The 2,045-nt window shown below is 46.4% G+C and carries 1 protein-coding gene and 1 pseudogene; one reads left to right on the top strand and one right to left on the bottom strand.

The window, feature by feature from the left end:
* Positions 1 to 458 (bottom strand): annotated as a pseudogene (locus QZ311_RS11870) (hypothetical protein); the annotation flags it as partial.
* 156 nt (positions 459 to 614) lie between these two features.
* On the opposite strand from QZ311_RS11870, the gene QZ311_RS11865 reads away from it, so the two are divergent.
* The gene (locus tag QZ311_RS11865; RefSeq protein ID WP_297068327.1) at positions 615 to 1,871 is read left to right on the top strand and encodes a site-specific integrase; all 1,257 of its coding nucleotides are present in this window, start codon (positions 615 to 617) and stop codon (positions 1,869 to 1,871) included.
* Positions 1,872 to 2,045: the final 174 nt, after the last annotated feature.

The following is a 2,045-nucleotide window of genomic DNA, read 5'->3' as shown; positions in this document are numbered from 1 at the left end:
TTGTCGCCGAGCAGCCTCATGTCAAGAGCCATTTTTCTTGCCACGTTGGTAGCGATAAGCATTTTCGCCTTGTCGAGATTGTCCGGTTCGGGAATGTCAAGCCCCAGATCCGTCCAATTTCCGGAACTGGCGAATGATACAAGACGCCCTATCATTTCTTCCTGTGCCATGGTCGGGGCATGGGAAAGGAAGCGCACGTTCTTCTCCGGCACATCGAGGTTAATCATGTCGGCTGTGCGGTAGTCCGTTATCTCACGCAGGAAAGCGGCGAGTTCCGGCACTTTGATGTAGGTGCGGAAACGCTCTTTGCGTTTGATGTTTCCTGTCACGTTCAGCTCGTAGTCGGCGCATTTCTTGGTGAATATTGCCGCCCATGCGTCAAAGCAGCGGATAACTCAACGCATAGAAAACCGATATAATTGGATATGGCTAAATATAAAGAATATCAATGATTTAGCGAATTACGCCATTTGATTGATTTGCCGTATTTTCGACTGTTTTTCGCATTTAGTACACAATTAGTACATTTCAGTTGTTAATAGATGTTGAGGGCAATTTTCACGTTTCGCAACGTGTGGTTACCTTTGTTCTATAACAACAAAATTACTCAATAAATGGCGAAAATCCAAACGCGAAATAAGCAGAATCCGAAGCTCCAGCAGTCCGAACTGAAAGACGGACGCGCAAGCCTCTATATGGAATACTATCTCGGACGCACTGAATCCCCGGTGCTTGACGAGGACGGAAATCAAGTATTCTATACCACCGGGGCGATGGCAGGAAAACCAAAATTCAAGGTCAAGCATGACCGCCGAAAAGAAAATCTGAATCTCTATATCTGGCTTCATCCGAGAAACCAAGAGGAAAGGATACAGAATAAAAACACTCTGGCACTCGCCGAGAAGATACGTTTTGAACGTGAGCAGGCGTTTCTTGAAGACCGTGCCGGATACAGGCTGAAAAAGGACAGACAGACAAATTTTCTCGCCTATTTCAAGGAGAAATGTGAATCGGAGAGGTTCACTTACTATGTCCGAAAGTCAGTTGTCCAGACTTACAACCGTTTCATCCGTTTTCTCAAGGAAACACCGAGATACAGCAAGTATGACACATTCCTGCACATGGAAACCATAACCCCGGAACTTGTCTTGAAATTCGCTGAATTCCTCCGTGCAAACGGAAAGGGAGAGGGTCCGAACAAAATGTACCATTATTTCAAGCGCATCGTGCTTGACGCGATAGAGGAAGGTCTGATGCGCGGCAATCCCTGCAAGGGCATATCCGTCAAACACGACCGCAATCAGGTTACAAAAGAGGTTCTCACTCTCGATGAGGTGAGGACGCTTGTCGGCACCCACTATGAAGGCGAACACAAGGAAGTCCAGCGAGCGTTCATATTCACTCTTTTCACCAGCACAAGATGGTGTGATGTGAAACTGCTTACATACGGGAATGTGGATGCCTCCACACGGACACTGCGGTTTAATCAGAAGAAAGTGGAATCAAGAAGCTCACACAGTGCCGTGTCGTTTCCGCTTAACGATGATTTGCTTGCACTGATAGGCAAGCCTTCCGAGCCATACGACCCAAACGAACTTATATTCAAGCTGCCGAATTACTCGACCTGCAACAAGCATCTAAAACGTTGGGTTAGGGAGGCTGGAATAACAAAATGGATTTCATGGCACTGCGGCAGACATTCATTCGCAGTCAATATGCTCGACAACGGTGTCAACATAAAGACAGTATCAGAACTTATGGGGCATTGCGGGATAACCACAACCGAAAAGTATCTCCATGTTTTCGACAAGCAGAAGATGGATGCAGTCAACAGCCTCGGCTCAATCGGTTTCGGAGCAGCGGAAACTTAAAAATCGCTCATGTCAATCGCACTTTTCGCATTATCGGGTTGTTATTCGGTTGTGCAAGTGAGAATAAAAAACTAACTTTGCATACGGAATCGCAGTCAAAATAATTTTGATTGTGGATTTAGTGGTCGGACATCGGGAGGGATACCCGGTGTCCTTTTTCTTCTCATCGCCCGT

Source organism: uncultured Duncaniella sp. (genome assembly GCF_910578445.1).
Classification (GTDB): Bacteria; Bacteroidota; Bacteroidia; order Bacteroidales; family Muribaculaceae; genus Duncaniella.
This window is presented reverse-complemented; position numbering and strand designations above follow the sequence as displayed.

Bases quoted from the DNA above. Each gene is read 5' to 3' on its own strand.
- QZ311_RS11865 (WP_297068327.1), top strand. From the start codon at position 615: ATGGCGAAAATCCAAACGCGAAATAAGCAGAATCCGAAGCTCCAGCAG.